This is a genomic window from Streptomyces sp. SLBN-8D4, from assembly GCF_049739545.1.
Taxonomy (GTDB): domain Bacteria; phylum Actinomycetota; class Actinomycetes; order Streptomycetales; family Streptomycetaceae; genus Streptomyces; species Streptomyces canus_C.
Genome location: NZ_JBMGQC010000001.1, coordinates 4692492 through 4713759, shown reverse-complemented (window position 1 = coordinate 4713759; position 21268 = coordinate 4692492). Strand labels below are relative to the sequence as shown.

General features: G+C 69.8%; 18 protein-coding genes. 9 read left to right on the top strand and 9 right to left on the bottom strand.

Features of this window, described 5'->3' with window-relative positions:
• Positions 1 to 29 precede the first annotated feature (29 nt).
• The 5 genes from RKD20_RS21190 to RKD20_RS21170 all read right to left on the bottom strand — a co-directional run bounded on the left by RKD20_RS21190 (position 30) and on the right by RKD20_RS21170 (position 7067).
• Positions 30 to 2072: an RICIN domain-containing protein gene (locus RKD20_RS21190; RefSeq protein WP_424879102.1), complete on the bottom strand. Its 2043-nt coding sequence runs from the start codon at positions 2070 to 2072 to the stop codon at positions 30 to 32.
• Between the two features lie 102 nt (positions 2073 to 2174).
• The gene (locus RKD20_RS21185; RefSeq protein ID WP_424879101.1) at positions 2175 to 3680 is read right to left on the bottom strand and encodes an alpha-N-arabinofuranosidase; all 1506 of its coding nucleotides are present in this window, start codon (positions 3678 to 3680) and stop codon (positions 2175 to 2177) included.
• Between the two features lie 42 nt (positions 3681 to 3722).
• Entirely contained in the window at positions 3723 to 4625 is a 903-nt protein-coding gene (locus RKD20_RS21180) for a carbohydrate ABC transporter permease (protein ID WP_424879100.1), read from the bottom strand.
• The gene (locus tag RKD20_RS21175; protein WP_424879099.1) at positions 4622 to 5617 is read right to left on the bottom strand and encodes a carbohydrate ABC transporter permease; all 996 of its coding nucleotides are present in this window, start codon (positions 5615 to 5617) and stop codon (positions 4622 to 4624) included. The genes RKD20_RS21180 and RKD20_RS21175 overlap by 4 nt, the downstream gene beginning before the upstream one ends.
• Before the next feature lie 94 nt (positions 5618 to 5711).
• Entirely contained in the window at positions 5712 to 7067 is a 1356-nt protein-coding gene (locus tag RKD20_RS21170; RefSeq protein WP_424879098.1) for an ABC transporter substrate-binding protein, read from the bottom strand.
• Positions 7068 to 7542: 475 nt separating this feature from the next.
• Here RKD20_RS21170 and RKD20_RS21165 point away from each other — a divergent pair, with 475 nt between their 5' ends.
• The gene (locus RKD20_RS21165; protein WP_424879097.1) at positions 7543 to 8589 is read left to right on the top strand and encodes a LacI family DNA-binding transcriptional regulator; all 1047 of its coding nucleotides are present in this window, start codon (positions 7543 to 7545) and stop codon (positions 8587 to 8589) included.
• A 161-nt stretch (positions 8590 to 8750) separates the two neighbouring features.
• Complete coding sequence (locus RKD20_RS21160) at positions 8751 to 10034, top strand: alpha/beta hydrolase (protein ID WP_424879096.1); 1284 nt, start codon at positions 8751 to 8753, stop codon at positions 10032 to 10034.
• 78 nt (positions 10035 to 10112) lie between these two features.
• Here the strand turns inward: RKD20_RS21160 and RKD20_RS21155 are convergent, their stop codons facing one another.
• Positions 10113 to 10358: a phosphatase PAP2 family protein gene (locus RKD20_RS21155; RefSeq protein ID WP_424883280.1), complete on the bottom strand. Its 246-nt coding sequence runs from the start codon at positions 10356 to 10358 to the stop codon at positions 10113 to 10115.
• Positions 10359 to 10743: 385 nt separating this feature from the next.
• Here RKD20_RS21155 and RKD20_RS21150 point away from each other — a divergent pair, with 385 nt between their 5' ends.
• The 4 genes from RKD20_RS21150 to RKD20_RS21135 are packed head-to-tail and all read left to right on the top strand — an operon-like array spanning position 10744 to position 13693.
• The gene (locus RKD20_RS21150) at positions 10744 to 11067 is read left to right on the top strand and encodes a hypothetical protein (RefSeq protein ID WP_424879095.1); all 324 of its coding nucleotides are present in this window, start codon (positions 10744 to 10746) and stop codon (positions 11065 to 11067) included.
• Positions 11068 to 11070: 3 nt separating this feature from the next.
• On the top strand, positions 11071 to 12357 hold the full coding sequence (locus RKD20_RS21145) for a putative T7SS-secreted protein (RefSeq protein ID WP_424879094.1): 1287 nt from the start codon (positions 11071 to 11073) through the stop codon (positions 12355 to 12357).
• Positions 12354 to 13067, top strand: a complete 714-nt coding sequence (locus RKD20_RS21140; RefSeq protein ID WP_424879093.1) for a hypothetical protein — start codon at positions 12354 to 12356, stop codon at positions 13065 to 13067. The genes RKD20_RS21145 and RKD20_RS21140 overlap by 4 nt, the downstream gene beginning before the upstream one ends.
• On the top strand, positions 13064 to 13693 hold the full coding sequence (locus tag RKD20_RS21135; protein WP_424879092.1) for a hypothetical protein: 630 nt from the start codon (positions 13064 to 13066) through the stop codon (positions 13691 to 13693). The genes RKD20_RS21140 and RKD20_RS21135 overlap by 4 nt, the downstream gene beginning before the upstream one ends.
• Here the strand turns inward: RKD20_RS21135 and RKD20_RS21130 are convergent.
• On the bottom strand, positions 13686 to 14654 hold the full coding sequence (locus tag RKD20_RS21130; RefSeq protein WP_424879091.1) for a helix-turn-helix domain-containing protein: 969 nt from the start codon (positions 14652 to 14654) through the stop codon (positions 13686 to 13688). The genes RKD20_RS21135 and RKD20_RS21130 overlap by 8 nt on opposite strands.
• Positions 14655 to 14773: 119 nt before the next feature.
• Here RKD20_RS21130 and RKD20_RS21125 point away from each other — a divergent pair, with 119 nt between their 5' ends.
• Positions 14774 to 15838: a saccharopine dehydrogenase family protein gene (locus RKD20_RS21125; protein WP_424879090.1), complete on the top strand. Its 1065-nt coding sequence runs from the start codon at positions 14774 to 14776 to the stop codon at positions 15836 to 15838.
• Positions 15839 to 15985: 147 nt separating this feature from the next.
• Positions 15986 to 19057, top strand: a complete 3072-nt coding sequence (locus RKD20_RS21120) for an FG-GAP-like repeat-containing protein (protein WP_424879089.1) — start codon at positions 15986 to 15988, stop codon at positions 19055 to 19057.
• Between the two features lie 42 nt (positions 19058 to 19099).
• On the opposite strand, the gene RKD20_RS21115 is transcribed toward RKD20_RS21120, so the two are convergent.
• Entirely contained in the window at positions 19100 to 19756 is a 657-nt protein-coding gene (locus RKD20_RS21115) for a DUF1326 domain-containing protein (protein ID WP_424879088.1), read from the bottom strand.
• 145 nt (positions 19757 to 19901) lie between these two features.
• Positions 19902 to 20774, bottom strand: coding sequence for a DUF2182 domain-containing protein (locus RKD20_RS21110; protein ID WP_424879087.1), 873 nt, complete (start codon positions 20772 to 20774; stop codon positions 19902 to 19904).
• Between the two features lie 215 nt (positions 20775 to 20989).
• Here RKD20_RS21110 and RKD20_RS21105 point away from each other — a divergent pair, with 215 nt between their 5' ends.
• Positions 20990 to 21184: a hypothetical protein gene (locus RKD20_RS21105; protein ID WP_424879086.1), complete on the top strand. Its 195-nt coding sequence runs from the start codon at positions 20990 to 20992 to the stop codon at positions 21182 to 21184.
• Positions 21185 to 21268: the final 84 nt, after the last annotated feature.

Genomic DNA, 21268 nt, shown 5'->3' with positions numbered 1-21268 from the left:
GGCCCGGCCTCGGCCGGACCCCCGGCGGGTCAGTTGACCCGCACGACCTGCCACAGTTCGTCATCGGCACCGTTGTCGGCCGACTGCACGATCAGCGCGCCGTTGGCGGTGGAGGCCGAGGCGACGTCCGCCACCAGCCCGCTGCCGGAGTTGACGAGCTTGTAGTAGCCGCCTCCCGCGTCCGTGAGCGTCCACTTCTGGGAGCTCGCGGTGGACGAGGCGTTCTGGACGACGGCCGCGCCGGCCGAGGTCGAGCCGTTGCTGTCGAGGAACAGACCGCTGTTGACGTTCTTCACCGTCCACGCCCCGCCGCTCTGGGACGTGAACGTCCACAGCTGGCAGTTGTTGGCGGTGTTCACCCACTGGCCGGCCTGCTTGCCCGCGGCGGTGGAGGCTCCCGGCATCTCCATGAACTTGCCGCTGTTCTTGTTGACCAGGCGGTACTGGCCGGTGGCCAGGTTCGGCAGGGCGGTCTGGGCGAGGTTCCAGCGCTGGCAGGCGCAACCGGTGTCGGACCACTGGCCGGCGGCGGTGCCGACGGCGGTGGAGGCGCTGGGGATCTCCAGGTACTTGCCGCTGATCCGGTTGGTGGCGGTGAAGCCGCCCGCCGGGTTCGGGGCGATCGCCCACTCGTGGTCGAGGGTGCCGTTGTCGTCCCACTGCAGGACCTTGGCGCCGTTGGCGGTGGACTGGTTCTGCACGCCCAGCACCTTGCCGCTCGCCACGTTGAAGATCTTGAAGTAGCCGGACGTCTGCTGGACGAACCTCCACTGCTGGTCGGTGGCGTTGTCGGCGTTCTGCTGGGTGGCGCCCACGCCGTTGGTGGTGGAGCCGCCCGCGATGGTCAGGAACAGGTGGCTGTTGGCGTTCGACGCCGTGTAGGTGGCGCCGTCCGAGATGCCGCCGCCCAGGTCGATCGTGCCGTACGTGATGGGGTTCAGGCCGGTGCCGACGTGGCCGCCGCTGAGGACCAGCAGGCTGTGGCCGTCGGCCAGCGGGAGCAGGCCGCGGCTGTAGCCGCTGGGGACGGTGGAGGCGATGCGCGTCCAGGTGTTCGCGGCGCCGTTCTGCGTGTTCAGGAACAGGTCGTCGCTGCTGTTGGCGCTGACCACCAGGGTGCCGTTGGCACCGCCGGTGGGCAGCCAGGTGATGTACGGGGCGCTCTTGGGCTGGGTGCCGTCGGTCGCCTTGAGGGCGATGCCGGTCGCCGAGCCGAACGCCTCCGGGTTGGCGGAGATCTTGTAGTAGACGGCGAAGCCGCCCTCGGGAGCGCCCCAGAACTCGTACGTCATCACGTAGTTGCCGTTGGGGAGCTTGGCGACGACGGGCATGCCGGGGCGGTCGCCGTACGTCGACGTCGCCACGTCATCGACGACGGAACCCCAGGTGAGGCCGTCCGTGGAGACCTGGTGGACGATCTTCTGGCCGTGGTTCGGGTCGCGCTGGTCGGAGTAGTAGACGATCAGCTTGGTGCCCGACACCATCAGGAACGGCTCCCACACCGGGGTCTTGCCGTTGGTGGGGTCGGCCTCGCCGCCGGTGGCGATGGAGCTGACGTACGACCAGCTGGCGCCGTGGTCGGTGCTGGCGTACAGGTCGAGTTCGGTCGTCGACAGGTCGTTCGGGATGGAGTTGCCGGCGGCGAGGATCGTGCCGGCCGGGAAGGCGCCGATCTGCGTGGGCAGTTCGTACAGGAACGGCTGGTAGCGGTTGCCGAAGCCGTTGTGGGTGTCGCTGATGCTGGAGATCTGCGTCCAGCTGTTGCCGTTGTCGGTGCTGCGGTAGACCGGGAAGACCGGGGTGCCCGAGCTGTACTGCTCGAACGTGGCCAGCAGGGTGCCGTTGGACGATCCGCTGTTCTGGAGGCGGATGGCGCGCGGGTAGAGCGAGCCGGGCGCCGGGGCGCCCGACGGCGGGGTGTACATCGTCTGCGAGGCGCGCGAGATCGCGTGCGCCTGGCCGGCGGCCGGCAGGACGAGGGCGACGGCGGCTGCGAGCAGGGCCAGCAGCAGCGTGATCGCCTGGGTGCGGGGCAGGGCGCGGTGTCGGGCGCCTTCCCTGGTGGTGGACATGTGCGGCTCCCAAGGGATGTCCGGGAAGAGGGGTACTGCGGGGCCCGCCGCTCCCGGGAGAAAAGGGGGGAGTCGGGAGCGGCGGGTGTCGGAGGGGAGGTGTCAGCCGGCGCGGCGCAGCCGGATGACGTTCCAGGAGACCGGCGGCAGGCTCGCGGTGAGGCGGCCGCCGGTGACCGAACCGGTGTCGGCGGAGTACGGGCGGACCCGGTCGGGGTCGTCCTGGGTGTTGGCGGCGCGGATGTCCGGGTCGCTCAGTACCGCGTGCTCCACCGGGGCGTACCCGGGGAAGGCCCGCAGGTCCAGGGCGAGTTCGACGTTGTCGCCCTGGTGCCGGTTGATCGCGAAGACGGTGAGCTCCTCGCCGTCGTGGGTGGCCACGGCGTCCACGACGGAGACTTCGCCGAAACGTTTCGTCTCATAGGTGGGCGCCACCGGTTCCACCCGCAGGACCGTGCCGCGGGCGTGCCGGGCCGCCTGGGCGAAGGGGTGGAAGGTGGTCTGCCGCCAGCTCGGGCCGCCGGGCTCGCTGCGGATGGGGGCGATGACGTTCACGAGCTGGGCGAGACAGGCGGCGGTGACCCGGTCGCTGTTGCGCAGCAGGCTGATCAGCAGCCCGCCGACCACGACGGCGTCGGCGACGTTGTACTCGTCCTCGATCACCCGGGGCGCCACGGCCCAGTCGGTGGGCTTGTCCTGCGCCTCGAAACGGGTGTTGTACCAGACGTTCCACTCGTCGAAGGAGAGGTTGATCCGCTTCTTCCGGCCCAGCTTCGCCCGGATGTGGTCCGCGGTGGCGACCACCGACTCGACGAAGTGGTCCATGTCGACCCCGGAGGCCAGGAAGCTGCCGAGGTCGCCGTCGAGCTCCTCGTAGTAGGCGTGGCAGGAGATGTAGTCGACCTGGTCGTAGGCCTCCTCCAGGACGGTGGCCTCCCAGGCGCCGAAGGTCGGCATCGAGGAGCTGGAGCTGCCGCACGCGACCAGTTCGAGGCCGGGGTCGACCATGCGCATCGCCCGGGCGGTCTCGGCGGCGACACGGCCGTACTCCTGGGCGGTCTTGTGGCCGGTCTGCCAGGGGCCGTCCATCTCGTTGCCCAGGCACCACATGCGGATGCCGAACGGGTCACGGGCGCCGTTCTTGATCCGCTGGTCGGACCAGGCGGTCCCGCCCGGGTGGTTGCAGTACTCCAGCAGGTCGAGCGCCTCCGCCACGCCCCGGGTGCCGAGGTTGACGGCCATCATCGGCTCGACGCCGGCCTTCTCGGCCCAGCGCTGGAACTCGTGCAGGCCAAAGGCGTTGGTCTCGGTGCTGTGCCAGGCGAGGTCCAGGCGGGTGGGGCGGTCGGCGACCGGGCCGACGCTGTCCTCCCAGCGGAAGCCGGAGACGAAGTTGCCGCCCGGATAGCGCACGGCGGTCACGCCCAGCTCGCGCACCAGGTCCAGGACGTCACGGCGCAGGCCGTCCTCGTCGGCGGACGCGTGGCCGGGCTCGTAGATACCGGTGTAGACGCAGCGGCCCATGTGCTCGACGAACGAGCCGAAGGTCCGGGGGCTCACGTCGGCGACGCGGAAGGCGGGGTCGACGGTCAGGGAGGCGTGCAGCATGGAGGTCGCTCCGGGAGGTGCGCGTAAGGGGAGGGGCTGGGCTCACTTGAGGCTTCCGACGGTCAGACCGCCGCGCCAGTACCGCTGGAGAAGGAGGAAGGCCACGATCAGCGGGATGATCGCCACCAGGGAGCCCGCGATGACGAGGGTGAACAGCGCGTTGGCGCCCGACTGGATCAGCGCGCCCTGGTACCAGGACTGCAGGCCGACGGTCAGCGGGAACAGCTTGTCGTTGTTGAGCATCACCAGCGGCAGGAAGAAGTTGTTCCAGGTGCCGACCATGGAGAACAGCAGCACGGTCACCAGCGCCGGCTTCAGCGTCGGCAGCGCCACGGACCACAGCACGCGCAGCTCTCCGGCGCCGTCGACGCGGGCCGCCTCCAGCAGCTCGTCCGGCAGGGACTCCTGCACGTACACCCGCACCAGGTAGACGCCGAACGGGTTCAGCAGCGAGGGCAGGATGACCGCCCACATGGTGTTGGTCAGCGCCACCTTGCTCAGCAGCAGATAGGTGGGGATGGCCAGCGCGGTCGCCGGGACCATGATGGCGCCGAGCAGGCTGGAGAAGAGCAGGTTGCGGCCGGGGAAGCGGTACTTGGCGAAGGCGTACCCGGCGAAGGTCGCCACCGCGGTGGCGCCGACTCCGCTGACGCCCGCGTAGATCGCGGTGTTGCCCATCCAGCGCAGGTACTCGCCGTCGTTGTAGGTGAACAGCTGCCGGAGGTTGGTGAAGAAGGCGCCCGGCGAGTGGAACCACAGGGCCGCGGTGGAGAACAGGGCGTCGTTGTCCTTGGTGGCGGCGACGACCAGCCACCAGAACGGCATCAGGAAGTAGAGGATCATCGCCACCATCACCGCGTTGACGGTGACGCGTCCTTTGGCGGAGGACGTACGGCGGGGCGCCGGGACGGCGACGGCGGGGGCGGGGACGGCGGCGGTGGTCACTTCAGTCCGCTCCTTTTGCGCGCGGCGAACAGGAAGAGGTAGGAGCCGATGAAGACCACCGCTCCCAGGGAGAAGGAGATGGCGGCGGAGTAGTTGAACTCCGAGTACTGGAAGGCGAGGTTGTACGCGTAGAGGTTGGGCGTGTAGTCCGGTGTGATCACGGAGGACGCCGTCGGCTCCAGCACGCGTGGCTCGGTGAAGAACTGGAGCGTGCCGATGATGGTGAACATCATCGTGAGCACCATGGCCGAGGAGATCATCGGGATCTTGATGCGCAGGGCCGTCTGGATCTGCCCGGCGCCGTCGAGCTTGGCCGCCTCGTAGACCTCGCGGGGCAGGCCCTGGAGGGCGGCGTACAGGACGATCATGTTGTAGCCGGTCCACTGCCAGGTCACGATGTTGCCGAGCGAGGTCAGCATCAGGCTGTGGCCGAGCAGGTCGACCTTCCCCGTGCCGAGAGCGTGGCTGAGGGAGTTCACCGGGCCGAAGGTGGGGCTGTAGAGGAAGCCCCACATCAGGGCGCCGATCACCGCGGGGACGGCGTACGGCATGAACAGCGTCATCCGGAAGACCTTGGCGAGCCTGCTGGAGACCTCGTCGATGATGAGGGCGCCGAGCAGCGCGAGCCCCAGCATGACCGGGATCTGCACCAGGCCGAAGACCACCACGCGGCGCACACCGGACGTGAAGTGCGGGTCGGTGAAGGTCTGCTTGTAGTTGGCGAACCAGCTGAAGTGGTCACCGCCGACCAGGGTGGAGGTCCGCAGGCTCAGCCAGAAGGCGTACGCCAGCGGGGCCACCAGGAAGGCCGCGAAGAGCAGCCCGAACGGGGTGATCAGCAGCAGGCCCATGGCCTGGTGGCGGGTGTGGGCGGACTGCCGTCCGTTCCGGCGGCCCGCGCCCGATCCGGTCACAGGGGAGCGAAGTCCCTTTTTGCGGACGGTACTCGGTGTCGCGGCCGTCGCGGGTCCCTGCTGTCGGAGCAGGCTCATCACATCTCCTTGCGCGTCTTGCGGAGCCCCCGCCGGCGGGCGGTGCGACGCACGGGCACCGGCGGGGGCAGTGGGGGTCGGGGACTCGGGTCCGTTACTTGCTGACCTTGAATCCCTGCTTGCTCGCGTAGGAGGTCACCTGGTCCTGGACGTCGTCGTTGACGGACGACCAGGCGCTCTGGCCCTGGAGGGCCTTGCCCACCTCACTGGTGTCGGTGTTGTAGGCGAAGTCCTGGAACGGGCTCCAGTCGAAGGCACCGATGCCGTTCGCGGCGGGCACGAACACCTTGTTGATCTGCTGGCCGCCGAAGAAGTCGTACTTCTTGTCCTGGAAGTACGCCCCGTTGAGGACCGGGTTGACCAGCGGGAACAGGTAGGCCTGGTCGATGCCGATCTTCCAGGCCGCCTCGGAGGTGCCGAAGAGTTCCCGGGCGACCTCGGTGGCCTCCTTGGGGTGCTTGGTCTGCGAGGTCACCGAGAAGCTCGAACCGCCCCAGTCGCCCTGGGCGTTGCCGCCCGCCGTCCACTGCGGCAGCGGGGCGACCCGCCACTTGCCCGCGGTCTTCTGGGCGACGCTGGAGAGGTAGCCCGGACCCCAGCCGGCCGCGATGTACGTGGCGTACTTGCCGGTGCTGAGGCCGTTGTAGAAGTCCGTGGTGGCGTACGACTGGGTGTCGACCAGCTTGTTCTTGACCAGGTCGCCCCAGTAGGCGTACACCTTCTTGGCGTTGTCGTCGTTGAGCTTGACCCCTATGTCCGGCAGCTTGCTCGCCGAGTAGGTGTAGGGGCGCGAGCCGGCCTGCCACATCAGGCCCTGGCGCCAGCCGGCCGCGGTCTCGTCGCTGCCGAAGTCGGTCATGTACGCGCTGGGGTCGGCCTTGTGCAGCTTGGCGGCCTCGTCCTTGTACTCCGCCCAGGTGGTGGGGACCTTCAGGCCGTACTTCTTGAAGAGGTCGGCGCGGTACATCATCGCCATCGGACCGCCGTCGACCGGGATCGCGTAGACGTGGTCGCCGTCGGAGGCCTGCTTCCAGGCCCAGTCGACGTAGTTGCCCTTGTCGGCGTTGGCGCCGTACTTGCCCATGTCGAGCAGGCCCTTGGTGAGCTGGATGGTGGGCAGCTCCTGGAACTCCAGCATGACGACGTCGGGGGCGCCCTGGCCCGCCTTGAGCGCGGTCTTCAGCTTGGTGTACTCGTCCTGGCCGACACCCGCCTGCACCCAGTCGACCTGGACGTCCTTGTGGGTCTTGTTGAACTCGGCCACGACCTGCTTGAACTGCGGGTACCAGGCCCACACCTTGATGTGCACCGGGCCGCTGCCCGTGGTGCCGCTCCCGCTGCCGCCGCCCGAGCCGCAGGCCGCGAGGAGCACGCCGGCGAGGGCGGCGGAGGTCGCCGCGACCGCGGTCCGCCGCAGGGAACGGGGCGTGGGCTTTCTGGTGGAGGACATGAGCAATCTCCTGGGTGTGGTGCCCGAGGGCAGGGGCGAGGGAGGCAAGGCGGAGGTACGCCGGACACAGGGGTCGGCGAGGAGGGCCGAGGGCGTGCGGGCACCACGGCTTCGGTGAGGGCGGACGTCAACCGGCGCGGGAGGGTGGGCGCATGTGACGTCGGTGAAGGTGAGCGGGAGCTCGTGATCAGCGCACGGGCGCCGTCAGACCACCACGAGTAAAGAGTGAAGCCCTGTCAGGGCCGGTGCGGCTCCCGGGCCCTGAGTGGTGGCTGTTCCCACTGCGGCTCCTACGGTCCGGTCCGCGACGCGATGACGTCACGGTCCCTGGGTTCCCGACCCGGCTGGATCAGGCCCCCTTCTGCTACGCTTTGCAGCGCTGCAAAAGTGTTAACCGAGAACTTGCCGCGCTGCAAGAGGTAACCCGCAAGAAACTTTCAGCGCTGAAACCGGCATCCGGGACGAAGGTGTGCATATGGCAAATGGCGTCACACTCCGCGACGTCGCGGCGCTCGCCGGCGTCTCCAGCCGGACCGTGTCCAACGTGGTCAACGGCTACGCCCCGGTCTCCGAGGCCATGCGTGCCCGGGTGCAGAAGGCCGTCGACGAGCTCGGCTACCAGCCCAACGTCCTGGCCCGCAATCTCGCCTCCGGCCGCTCGGGCCAGATCGCGGTGGTGGTGCCGTACCTGGACACGCCCTACTTCGCCGAACTGTCCCAGGGCATCATCCGGGCGGCCCGGGTGCAGGGCTACAACGTCCTGATCGACCAGACCGACGGCGACGCGGAGCACGAGAAGCTGTTCCTCAGCCGCGGCTCCCAGCAACTGCTCTTCGACGGCGTCATCTTCAGCCCCCTGGGGCTCGCCCAGTCCGACCTCGGCGAGCGCGACGCGAACCTCCCGCTGGTCGTACTCGGTGAGCGGGTGAGCGACGGCGGCTTCGACCACATCGGCATCGACGACGTCACCGCCTCCCGGGAGGCCACGGAGCATCTGCTCGGCCTCGGCCGGCGCCGCGTCGCCGCGATCGGCGACCAGCCCTACCGCACCGGTGAGGCGGCCCAACTGCGCACCCAGGGTTACCGGTTGGCCCACGAGCGGGCCGGCATACCGGTGCGCGAGGAACTCGTCATCTCCACCCCGCGCTTCAACCGCTCCGACGGCGCGAGCGCCATGGCCCACCTGCTCGACCTGGCGGAACCACCCGACGCGGTCTTCTGCTACAGCGACCTGGTGGCCCTGGGTGCCCTGCACACGCTGGCCGCCCGCGGACTGCGGGTCCCCGAGGACGTCGCCGTCGTCGGCTACGACGACATCGAGGACGCCCGCTACTCCAACCCGCCCGTCACCACCGTCTCGCCGGACAAGAAGATGATCGCGGAGACGGCGGTCGAGCGACTGCTCAAGCGGATCGGCAGCTCGACTCCGGTCCCCGGCATGGAGATCCGGGCCCCGCACCGGCTCATCCCGCGAGCCAGCACCATGGGACGACAGGCGCCGGGCGCGGCCGACGGCGGGTGACCGTCCGGGCCGCCGCCCGTGGTGCCGGTCGCGACGCCCCGTACCCCTTTTGCACTAAGAAGCGGACCCCTTTTGCACTAATTGGGGAACGTGGAGGATCCCGCAGCCCTCCTTCTGTATGAAGGAAACCTCACAGGTAGGGAAATCGGGGATCAACCGGTATGGGTCTGACCAGCGAGACGACCGTGTATGTGATGGCGGCACTCGCCGCCGTGTCCGTGGCACTGCTGGTCTGGTGGTGGCCACGGTTCGCCCGGCAGGGCCTGCTGCAGGTGCTCGGACGCCTGGTGGCCCTCGGGACGACCCAGGTGGTGATCATCGCGGCGTTCGCGTGCTGGCTGAACTCGTCGTACCAGTTCTTCGGATCGTGGGGCGAACTCTTCGGCCACGTGGAGACGGCCCCCGTCGGCGTCACGCAGGCGGGCGGCACCGGCTCGGTGAACGGCGTCGCCGTGAAGGGGTCTCTGGTCCAGCCCGCCACCGACGAACAGCTGAGCCGGGTCAGCGGACTGCCCACCGGCCCCGCCGCGGTGAACGGGCGCGTGGAGTCGGTGAAGGTCCTCGGCCGCCGCACGGGTGTGATCGACCCGGCCTTCGTCTACCTGCCGCCGCAGTACTTCCAGAAGGCCTACCAGCGGCAGCGCTTCCCGGTGATCGTCGCGCTCAGCGGTTACCCGGGCAGCATCTTCAACCTCGCCCAGTACCTGCGGGTGTCACAGACGGCCGGGGCACTGCAGAAGAGCGGTCAGATGCAGCCGACCATCATGGTGATGATCCGGCCCACGATCGCCCCGCCGCGCGACACCGAGTGCGTGGACGTACCGGGCGGCCCGCAGACCGAGACCTTCCTGGCCAAGGACCTTCCCGAAGCCCTGAAGTCCGCCTACCGGGTCGGCCATGACGCCAGTGCCTGGGGCGTCATGGGCTACTCCTCCGGCGGCAGCTGCGCCCTCCAGCTGACGATGCGCGATCCGCACGTGTTCACGACGGCCGCCGCCCTGTCGCCCGACTACAAGATCAAGGACGATGCGACGACCGGCAACCTCTTCGGCAACGGCCCGGACCGCATCGAGCGGATCAACAGCCACGACCTGATGTGGCGGCTCAAGCACCTGCCCGTCCCCGACGTCTCCGTCCTGGTGGCCGAGAGCAAGCACGGTGAGCGCGGCTACCCGCAGACGCAGGCCTTCATCAAGGCCGTCAGGGCACCCATGCGGGTCGTGTCGATCCTGCCCGAGCACGGCAGCCACAACTTCCCGACCTGGGTGCAGGAGATGCCCCCCGCCCTGAAGTGGATGAACCAGCAGCTGACGTTCCCCCAGGACGTCGTGCCCCGCCACCACAAGAAGAAGGGCGCCGTGGTCGCCGACCCCCAGAAGCCCGGTCGTGCCCCCCTGCGCGCCGACGGCCCGGAGCCTACGCCTACGACCAGGACGCGCAGGTAAGGCCGGCGACGGCTACGTCGCCCGCCCGCCCGCCCGCACGAGCGAGAGCCGCGACCCTCACGGTGGGTCTGCCGTGCCTCACGGCTCTGCCGTGTCCGCCGTGCCGCCGACGGCCTCCCCTGGCAGCCACCTCGCCGTCGCCCCGAGCCACAGCCCCAGCCAGCCGAGGCCGAACAGCCAGCCGCCGATGACGTCGGTGAACCAGCGCACCCCGAGGTAGACGCGGGTGAGTCCGACCGACGTCCCCCAGCAGCAGGCGGCGAGGACCAGCAGGGTTCGGCGTTCTCGGCCTGTGCCGCGACGACCGGCGTGATCACCTTCCATCACGAGGTGGAGGTGGCGCAGGGTGAGGAGCCACGCTGACCGGACCCTGGTACTCCGGGGTGCCGGGGGCCGCGGGGGGCTGTAGGGGGCTGCAGGGAAACCTGCCCACCAGAAGCCCCAAAAGCGGGGTGGCCGCACAACGTGACTGCCGGAGTTGGCGGACCTGTGGAGATCAAGGAGATGGTGGGCGGAAAGCGAGCCGTTTTCCGCTCGACTCGGCTTCACCGTGCGGGAGTTGCCGATTCGCAGCGGGAACGGCGGCAACGCGTCTTTGCCCGTACTTTAGTCTGGTGCCGCGCCGGCAGCCTGGTGGGAACAGCTGTCCCGTTCCGTTCCCCGTGCGTCCGTGTCGCCTCGCTCGCAGCCGAAGACAGGGGGCCGCCTCATGGCGGATGAATTCAAGGTCGATCTGGGTCAATTGAACTCTTTTGGCCGGGTGCTGAAACAGTCCGTCACTGACCTGGAGGAAGCACGCTCAGCGCTCTCCGCTGTCAGTGCCGAACAGATCGGAACTCCGCGGCTGGACGAGGCGTGCGAGACCTTCCAGAACAGATGGAAGTACGGAACCGGCCAGCTGAAGGACATGATCAAAGCCGTGGACGAAGGCGTGGAAAAGACCGCGCTGAGTTACCGGCAGTTCGAGGAGAACCTCTCGAACGCCCTCAAGAAGATGGAAGAGACCAACGCCGCGAACACCGGGGGTAAGTGACCGGTGGCTGACAACCCGTTCCCGAGCCTCGGCTGGAATCCGGTACCCGGAGTACCCGAGCAGGTCACTTCCCTCTACCGCAAGGTGAAATCCGCGGCCGACACGCTCAACAACTGCCACCGTCAGATCGAGTATCTGCTCGGAGCGAGCTCCAGCTGGCACGGAGACGCCGCGAGCGCCTTCCGGGACACGCTGGACGGCGACCTCAAGACCGCCATGATGAACGCCGGGCATTCACTCGACAAAGCCGCCGCGGCGCTCGGTACATGGGAAGGCGACCTGACCTCCCACCGCGAACTGGCCAAGAAGTACGACGATGCCGCGCGCGAGAACAAGGCCGACGCCGACAAGGCCCGGGCCCGCTACGACCAGGCCGCGGGGAACCCGGACCTCAAGCTCGCCGGCAAGGAATACCCCAGCCAGGCGGAGGCGGACGCCGCGACGGAGCGCCTGCGTACCGCCGAGCGCGAACTGACCGAGGCCACCACTCACCTCAACAACGCCAACACCGCCTACAACGACGTCATCGCGAAGGCCAAGGAACTCGAGGGCACCCACACCGACGCGGCCGAGACCGTCGCCCGCAGCCTCGACGAGGCCGACGACAAGCTCGCCCCCAAGGAGCCGGGCTGGTTCGACAAGGCCCTCAGCGCCATCGGCGAGGGCCTGAAGGCGGTCGGCGAGTTCCTCGTGGAGCATGCCGGGACCATCGGCGCCATCGCGGGTCTGCTGGCCCTGCTCCCCACCCCCTTGGCGCCGGTCTTCCTCGGTATCGCGGTCGCGGCGAGCGCGGTCTCCATGGCCAAGAACCTCGCGAGTGAGGACTTCAGAGACTCGCTGATGGGTGAGTACGGCCTCAAGGAAGGTGCGTTCGCCTGGGCCTCCATGGTCGGTGACGGCCTCGGCATGGTGCCCGGTGTCGGCGCCCTCGCGAGGGCCGGCAGCGAGGCGGGTCTCGCGGCGGCGGTCGCCCGGGAAGGGGGCGAGGCCTTGTCGCTGGGCTCGAAGCTGGGTGCGTTCAGCAAGGAAATCGTTCCCGCCTTCAGTTTCAAGGCCCTCGATGCGGCGACCTCCCCGGCCACCGGAGCGCTCCAGTACGGCATCAACGGCGTCAACGTGGCGGCGAACATGGCGTCGTCCCTGGAGAACATGGGCGTGCTGCCGAAGAACGGTCCCGGACACGACGCGTCCGAGATCACCAAGGGTGCGGCCGCCTCGACCGGTCTGGTCGACGGTGTCAAGGGCATCGCCCTGGACGTCGGACAACTGATGGCGGGGATCAGGCTGTGAACGGATTCATTGACACGGTCGCGACCGAACCGAAGCCGGAGTTCTGGTACGGGCTGCCCCACGGATACCTCCAGCTGGACCTCCAGCCGTCACCCGAGGGCATCCAGGAGGTGGCCCGGCAGCTCAGCGCCCTTCCCGAAGACGTGCGGGACCGCGCCGACCAGGTGTTCCGCCTGTACGCCGTCGTCCTGACGATGTTGCGGAGTCAGCAGGTCATGGGGTGCGCGCTCGGCATGCACCCGGACGAGCGCGGCGAGCCCACGCTGTCCGTCCTCACGGCCTCCACCGTCCCGACGTCGGGAGCGCACCCCGAAGCCGTGCTTCTCCAGATGCTGGGAGACGGCGGGACGGGGCCGGACAACGGCCTCGTGCCCGTGGAGCTGCCCGTGGGCACCGGATACCTGTGGGAGACGGAACGGACCACGGTCGCGCCGACCGCTCCCCCCGAAGGTCAGGAAGGCCCCGCGGAGGGAACCGTCTGGCAGGGCACCGTGGCGATCCCGGTTCCCCGTACCTCGTCGATCATCACCGTGCAGCTGGTCACCCCGGCCGTGGAGCTCGCCGAGGACTACCGCGGCGTGCTGCTCGGTGTCGCCCGCACGGTGACGTTGGACGACCCGACGGTTCCGGACCCGGCCGAAGCGGACAACGCGTCCGGCCCGTTCCCGGGTTCCGGCTCAGGGACTGACGAGAGGAGCCCGTTCGGATGACAGTGCCAGAACGATGGAAGGACGGTCTGGAGTCGGACACCCCGCCCGCGCCGTACCCGACCGACGGAACGGACTTCAAGGGTGCGGTGCGCTACCACCAGCGCGTCGCGCTGAAGAAGTTCCTCAAGTTCTTCCCGGTGTTCCTGCTGTTGTGGATCCAGCTGTTCGTGTTCCACATCGACTATCTGCTGCCGGTGGGCATTGTCGGAATGTTCGGCATGGTGTGGACACTGTTCCTTCTCGCCGGCCGTCTGAGTCTGGCCCGGAAGTGCTCGAAGGTGTTCCGGACCTACCCGCTCGAATTCCGCACCCCCGTCGAGAAGATCGGCATGGAGTCCACCCACACGCTCTACCTGCGCTTCGGAGATCAGACCGGCACGCCCTTCACCCTGCGTGCCAAGGATGCCTTGGGGCGGGGTCGGTGGCCCGTCGGCATCACGGACGGTGTCTGGTTCGCGGGTGACGAGCCCTTCGGGGGCGCGTTCATCGTGCCGGGGAGCGGTGAAATGCTCTTCCTGCAGCCCAGGGACTGGGCCGAGACGGAGAAGTACCGGAAGGACGCCGGCCCGGAGCGCATCGAGAAGGCGAAGCGCGCGGGCATCAATCGCCCCGCCCGTCTCAGGTAGCCCCCGGCTGCATGCCCGAAGACTGTGAGCGGAAGGTTCGGCGGTAGGTGTCCGGAGGCACACCGACCGTGCGGTTGAAGTGCCGGCGCAGCGTCGTGGCGGTGCCCATGCCGGTGGCCGCCGCGATGGCGTCGACGATGTCGTCGGTGGTCTCCAGCAACTCCTGTGCGCGGCGGATCCGTTGGGTCAGCAGCCATTGCAGCGGAGTGGTGCCGGTCACCGCCCTGAACCGGCGGCCCAGGTGGCGCGAGCTCATCCCGGCCTGGCGGGCCAGGTCCTCCACGGTGAGAGGGCGGTCGAGGCGTTCGATCGCCCAGGGGAACAGGCCGGCGAGCGGATGGTCGTCCCGGGCGGGCACCGGGGCGGCCACGAACTGCGCCTGGCCGCCCGCCCGGTGGGGCGGCACCACCAGGCGGCGGGCGACGGCGTTGGCGACGGACGAACCGTGGTCGAGACGGACGAGGTGCAGGCACAGGTCCAGCGCGGCGGCCTTGCCGGCGGAGGTGAGCACGCTGCCGTTGTCCACGTAGAGCACGTCCGGATCGACCTCCACCCGCGGGTAGCGCGCGGCCAGGGCGTCCGTGTGCACCCAGTGCGTGGTCGCCCGCCTGCCGTCCAGCAGGCCGGCGGCGGCCAGCACGAAGGCGCCCGTGCACAGGGAGGCCACGCGCGCACCCGCCTCGTGGGCCGCCCGCACCGCGCCGACGAGCTCGGCGGGCGGGTCCTCGTCGGTGTCCGCCCAGCCGGGGACGATCACGGTGCCGGCGTGCCGGAGCCGGTCGAGCCCCTGGTCGGGCTCCAGCCGGAACCGGCCGAGCCGCACGGCGTCCGACCCGCAGAGCTCCAGGTCGTACCAGGGCACGGTCACGCCGATCGGAGCGGCGCCGAACACCTCGTAGGCCATGGACAGTTCGAAGGGCAGCATCCCCTTGGTGACGGCCAGCGCGACGACGGTACCCATGTCCGAAAGTGTACGGGGCGCGTCGTTCCGGACACTCACGCGGAAGCGCCCGCTCCCGACACGATGGTCGTGGCAGATCAAGCAGATCAGCAGATCAATTCGAGCACGGGGGAGAACCCATGGGACTGGGACTGGGACTGGCACCGGGAACGGGAACGGGCCGGACGGTGACGGTGTTCGGCGCGTACGGACACACCGGACGCTTCGTGGTGGCACAGCTGCGGAAGCGCGGGTTCGTCCCGGTCCTCTCCGGCCGCGACGCCGGCAAGCTGCGGGCGCTGGCGGCATCCGAACCGGGACTCGAGGTCCGGCCGGCGTCCGTCGACGACCCTGCCTCGCTCGACCGCGCCCTGGACGGCGTCGACGCCGTGATCAACTCAGCCGGGCCCTTCGCGGTGACCGCCGCTCCGGTGATCGAGGCGGCACTGCGCGCCGGGATCCCGTACGTCGACGTGGCGGCCGAGATCGAGGCGAACCTCGACACGTTCACGCACTTCGCGGACCGCGCCCGCGCGGCGGGAGTGGTGGTCGTCCCCGCGATGGCCTTCTACGGCGGCCTCGGCGACCTGCTGGCCACCGCAGCGATGGGGGACTGGACGGCGGCAGACGAGGCGAACATCGCGTACGGACTGAGCAGTTGGCACCCCACGCCAGGGACGCGCACCGCGGGTGCGGTCTCCGGTGAGCGTCGCGGCGGCCGGCGGGTCCGCTACACGCAGGGGCGGCTGGAGTACCACGACGACGCGCCGACGCTCCTGAAGTGGCCCTTCCCCGACCCGATGGGCACCAGGGAGGTCGTCGCGGAGTTCACGATGGCCGACGTGGTCACCCTTCCCAGCCACCTCTCCATCCCCGAGGTACGCACCCACATGGCGAGCGAAGCCGCCAGGGACCTCTCGGCCCCGGACACCCCGGCGCCGACCGCGGCCGACGACAACGGGCGGTCCGACCAGACGTTCCTCGTCGAAGCCGTCGTGCGTTCCGGCGACACCGAACGGCGCGCTGTGGCACGCGGCCGGGACATCTACGCGGTCACCGCGCCCCTCGCGGTGGAGGCGGTCCACCGCATCCTCACCGGCCGCACCCGCACACTCGGTGTCGCCTCGGCCGGCGAAGTCTTCGACGCGCCCGACTTCCTCCGGGCACTGTCCCCGCACATCACCGTCGAACTGCGCTACTCCTGATGCGCCTGGGGCTGCTGATACTCTCGTGCCGCTGTGCGTGGGGGGCAGCTCGGGGAGCTGGACGTTTTCACAGCACGTCGACGTGCGCCTGATCGGCCGCCGCCGTTCCGTCACGCCTTTTTCTGTTGAGAGGCCCAGGAGGCGACGATGGCCCGTCGTACCACCGCCCGCACCACCGTCCGGGGGATCGCCGCGCTTGCGGTCCTCGCCGTCACCGCAGGTCCCGGCCCGCTCGCCGTCACCGCCGCCGCGGACGACGGTGTCGCGAACTCCGTCCTCTCGACGGAGAAGGTCTTCCAGGCGGACCGCTACATACCGCGCGGGGACCGGATACACACCGCAGGACCCAGCGGCTATCTGCATGTCCAGGAGGGCCGTTCCGGCTATCTGTGGACGTCGTACGACACCGGCGCGACGACCGAGCTGGGCGCCCTGTCCCGGCTCGAACTCCCCGCCTACCTGGGGTCCTCGTCCGACGTCGTGACCGATGTGGTCTCGCCCACCCAGAAGGTGGTCCTCAGGGACCTGTCCGCCGGTACCGGCACGGACATCGCCCTCACCCACGGCACGTACCGGGCCACCTTCGGCACCCATGTGCTGACGCAGGCCCAGGACGCCGACGGCCATCGCGTGCTGTGGCTCTACGGCGACGGCGCTCCCGCCGACGGCACCCTCGTCGACGGCTGGCCGACCGGAATCACGGCCAACTTCGGCGTGCTGGGCGGCGACAGCGGCACCGCTGTCATCGGCTACCAGTCGGCAACGGGCGAGCGGCACCTGGCGCTCGTGGACCTCGCCTCCGCGAAGGTCACCGGAGACGTGGTCGTCCCCGTCGCCCCGACAGGGCTCGCGCTGAGCGCCGACCGGCTGGTCTGGTGGGCCGACCTCAAGACGGCCCACGTCCTGGCCCGGGCCGACCTCTCCGCCGCCGAGACGACCGTGCCGCTGCCCGGCACCGAGGGCACCCCGTCCGTGGGCATCGCCGGGCGCTGGCTGGTCGTGGCCCGTTCCGTCCCGTCGAGCCCGAGCGACTGGGTCGACAAGTCCGGCGAGCGTCTGATGGCCGTCCCTCTCACCGGCGGCGACCCGGTCACCCTGCTCCGGCACGCGAACAGCTCCCTCGTCACGGCACCCGACGGCGCTCTGCTGGCCGTCGGCGGCACCGACGCCGGGCACTGGGCGGTACGCAGGGTCACCGACACGGGGGCCGGCACCCCGACGCTGACGGAGCTGACCGCCGTACCGTCGATGCCCGCGAGGATCGCCCGGCTGTCGCTGCAGAACGGCACACTGGCCACCGACGAGGCCGACAGCAGCTTCATGGGCGCCTACTGGACCCGGCGGATCGCCCCCGACGGAAAGCCGAGCGCGCCGACCTGGCAGACCTGGGACGGCCGCGGAGCGGGCCCTTACACCACCGGCGACGGAAAGGTGGTGACCTTCACCGCCGCCTCCGACCCTGTCGACTCCTATGTCCAGTCCCTCGACAACCAGTGGGGCTTCTATCTGCCCTCGGCCTCCGGGACCGTCCTCGACATCACCGGCCGCTACGCGATCGTCAACGGTTCCTCCCCCGCCAAGCAGTACGTCGGCGACCTCGGCGTCTACTCCGACCTGCAGCCCGTCGTCACCCGCTCCGTCACGGCCGCCTCCGTCTGGGGGACCAGCCTGTGGACGCCCGGTTCCGGCACCGGTGTCGTCACCGCCAAGGACCTGAAGACCGGCAAAACCACCGACACCGTCGCCACCGGCGCCCCGTGCGTGCCCAAGGAGCTTCAGGCGGTGGGCCGTTGGATCTACTGGTCCTGCGGCCCGACCGCGACCGCGGGGGTGTACGACCGTACGGCGAGGAAGAACATCACCGTCCCGTCCGGGGAGGCCCTGCTCGGCGACGGCTATCTCGTCCGGCACGACACCTCGGCCGGGGCGCTGCTGCTCACCGCCTTCGCAGACGGCACCGCGACCACCCGCAGGATCGGCGACCTCGCGGCGGGCACGTCGAGCTCGCGCGGGGTGACCTGGACCGTGGACAAGTTCGGCGGACCCGCGGCCTACGTCGACGCGGACAAGCGGATCCATCTCGTCCCCAGCGGGACCGCCACCCAGCGACTCTCCGCCGTCGAGTCGGAGGCGACCGACAACATGTGGGAGATCAGTGCCGCGAGCAGCCCCTGGTGGCAGTGGCGCGGACTGCTCTCCAAGCCCGCCGCCTCCTGGACGGCCACCCTCACCGGCAAGGCCTCCGGCGCGGTGGTCCGTACGCTCTCCGGCGGCGAGGTGGAGGGGAACCTGACCGCGCGCTGGGACACGCGCGACAGCAGGGGCGCGCTCGTCCCCAACGGCACCTACACCCTCAAGCTGACGGCCCTGCCCGCCGACGGTTCGGGGCCGGCGCTGACGGTGTCCCGGACGGTGCAGGTGTCCGTCGGAGCCGCCGTACGCCACGACTTCACCAACGGCGGTACCTGGGCACCCGACGGGACCGGCGACCTCCTGACCCTCAGCTCGTCCGGCGTCATCAGCTACCGGCCGGGCGACGGCACGGGAGCCTTCGGCAAGGCCATGTCCGCCTCGGGCTGGCCCTCCTCCGTGACGCCGGTCCCCTTCGGCGACCTGAACGGCGACCGCCGCAACGACGTCCTCGTCCGGTTCAGCAGCGGCGAGCTGCGGGTGTACCGGACCATGCGCGGGCAGGCCTTCATCACGAGCACTCCGCACACCTCGCTGGGCAAGGGCTGGAACCAGTACGACGTGCTGACCTCGCCGGGCGACGTGTCCGGCGACGGCCGCCCGGACCTGATCGCCCGCAACTCGTCCACGGGGGCCGTGTATCTCTACAAGGGCACGAGCACCGGCAAGCTCTCCGCCCGCGTGAAGCTCTACGACAACTGGAAGACGTACAAGAAGATCGTGGGCGTCGGAGACCTCGACGGCGACGGCATCGGTGACCTGATCGCCCAGGACAAGTCCAACAACCTGTACCGCTGTACCGGCACGGGCAACGGCACCTTCAAGGCGCGCGTGAAGCTGTTCGGGGCGTGGGGAGGGTCGTACAACGTGGTCGTCGGCGTCGGGGACATCACCGGCGACGGCAAGGCGGACCTCGTCTCCCGCGACACCTCCGGCAACCTGTGGCGCAACAACGGCAACGGAAAGGGGTCGTTCGGCTCCCGCACGAGGATCGCCACGGGATGGCAGGCGTACAAGGGCGTCTTCTGAGGTCCTGACGCGGCAGCGCTGCGCTCCGTGCCGCCGGGTGGGTCAGTCGGGGCCGCTCCAGTCGAAGGGGAAGTGCTTGCTCGACTTGCCCGAGCGGTCCCAGGAGAAGCCGAACGCGTCCGCGCGGTCGACGGTGGCCCGGCCCCAGGTGGCGACCTGGCCGGGTCCGACTTCGGCACCCGGGGCGTTGTGGACCTGGACCCGCGCGCCGTCCGCGCTGGTCGGGCCGGTGAGCGCCTCGGCGGCCGCCGTGACACGGCCGGGGATCTCGGCCCGCCAGGTGGCGAGGTCATCGTCTATCTCGACGCGGATGGGTGCGACGTCCATGCCGCGTATCTCGGGGTGGAGCATCTGCCCGAACCGCGCCGGCCAGCCGCCCGCCTCGCCGCCGAAGACGGCCCCGAGAGCACCGCGCTGCTGATCATCGGCGCGTTCGTCGAGGAAGACCGCGGCGTAGGGGTCGCTGTGCTCGGCGGCCCAGACGTTGCCCGTGAAGGTGCCGAGCATCAGGACGTTGAGGCCGTCGAGACGGACGTCGCCGTAGCCGCCCTCCCGGACGTGCCAGACCAGGACGCCTTCGCACACTCCGTAGGTCGGGGGCTGCGCGAACGTGCACGGACAGGGGATGGCGCAGTTGCACACATCGAACCAGTCGCCGGTCAGATGCCAGCGCGTCGCGGTGGTGGCCTGTTCTGTCATCTCGCTTTCCTCCTGCCGAGCCCCAGGAGGCTCACTCGGAGTGGCGAGACCGCGTGTGCCGAGCCCGGGTCCGGGAACGGGAGACGGCCTCCCTTCCAGCTTGCACCTGTCTTCCCCGGTGGGGAACCCGGTCACCGGCAAGGGATCACATGTCGTCCATCGACGGCATCGAGTCCCGCAGCCCGGGCAGCAGCCAGTCCTGGAAGGGGGCGAGCACGGCCAGGACGAGGAATACGACACCCACGGCGCGGGCGAGCAGCGGGCCCCGGGACCACAGCTTCTCCACGAAGACCACCACGGCCAGCCCCGCCATCGCTGCCACGTTCATCACGCCCAGCGGAACGAGGACGACCATCAGCCCGACGCAGCAGCCGACGCAGTAGGCGCCGTGGTGGAGGCCCACCCGCAGGTCGCGGGCCCGCCCCCGGAAGCCGGAGTAGCGCACCAGATGGCCCAGGGGGTCGCGGCAGTGCCGCAGGCAGACGGTCTTCAGGGGGCCCAGCTGGTACAGGCCCGCGAGCAGGAGGGCGATCGAACCGATCCAGCGGCCGGCCGCGGGGTGGTCGCCCACCAGGCTGCCGGTGAAGGCCAGCGCCACGTAGGTGAGCAGCCCGAACGCCGTCCACACCAGCAGGTACCCGGCGACGAACTCGACGGTACGGGCGGTCCGGGCCCAGCCGGAGGACTGCCGGCCGATGCCCCGGACCCAGGTGATGGCCACCGGCGCCATGGACGGCAGCATCATGGCCGCCATCATCGTCACCCAGAGCAGCAGGAACAGCGGCAGCGCCATCCCCATCGTGCCGGGCTCGACCCCCATGTCCCGGGCCTGGCCGATCGTGAGCACCCAGGCGGGCACCGCGATCAGGACCACGAGCGACCAGGCGGCAGCGAGATCCCGCGTGGGCAGCAACCCCCCACCCGTTCCGGTCGGGGCGACCGACCGGCCGGCTGTGAGAGCGGAACTCCGGCTGTGACGCATCGGCGTGTTCTCCTGCGGCTCCTTCCAGGAGAGCATTTCGCCACCCTCGGCGCGACCGGGCCCGGGGTGTTCCGCGTGAGCGGCCGGCGGCGAGGTAATGGAAGGCTCAAGCTTCTGCCGTGCTGTGCTCTTCCAACGATCAGGCTTGTTCCCTCAATGCCTCATCGTCGGCAGGACATCCTGATTTCCATGGTCCGGCCGCCCGAACCCGCCGTACGGTTCCGCCAACTCCAGATGGGGACACCGTCCACGTGGCACGGAACAAGACCCAGTACGCCCCCGCGAACATCGGATCGGCCGGCACCGCGGACGCACCGGTCACCTTCGTCGGCGCTCCGGGCGACAATGCGGCCGCCACCGCCGCCGTCGTCCTTCTGACCAGGACCTCGACACCGGCGATGACCTTCTCCGGCGCCCGGTACGTCGACGTGTCGGGGTGGTCGTGAAGGTCGGATCATGCCGCTGTCGACCGTGGCTGTCCGCTCCTGCGGGCACGCGCTGGCACGGTGTCGCGGAGACGGGGAAGGCGG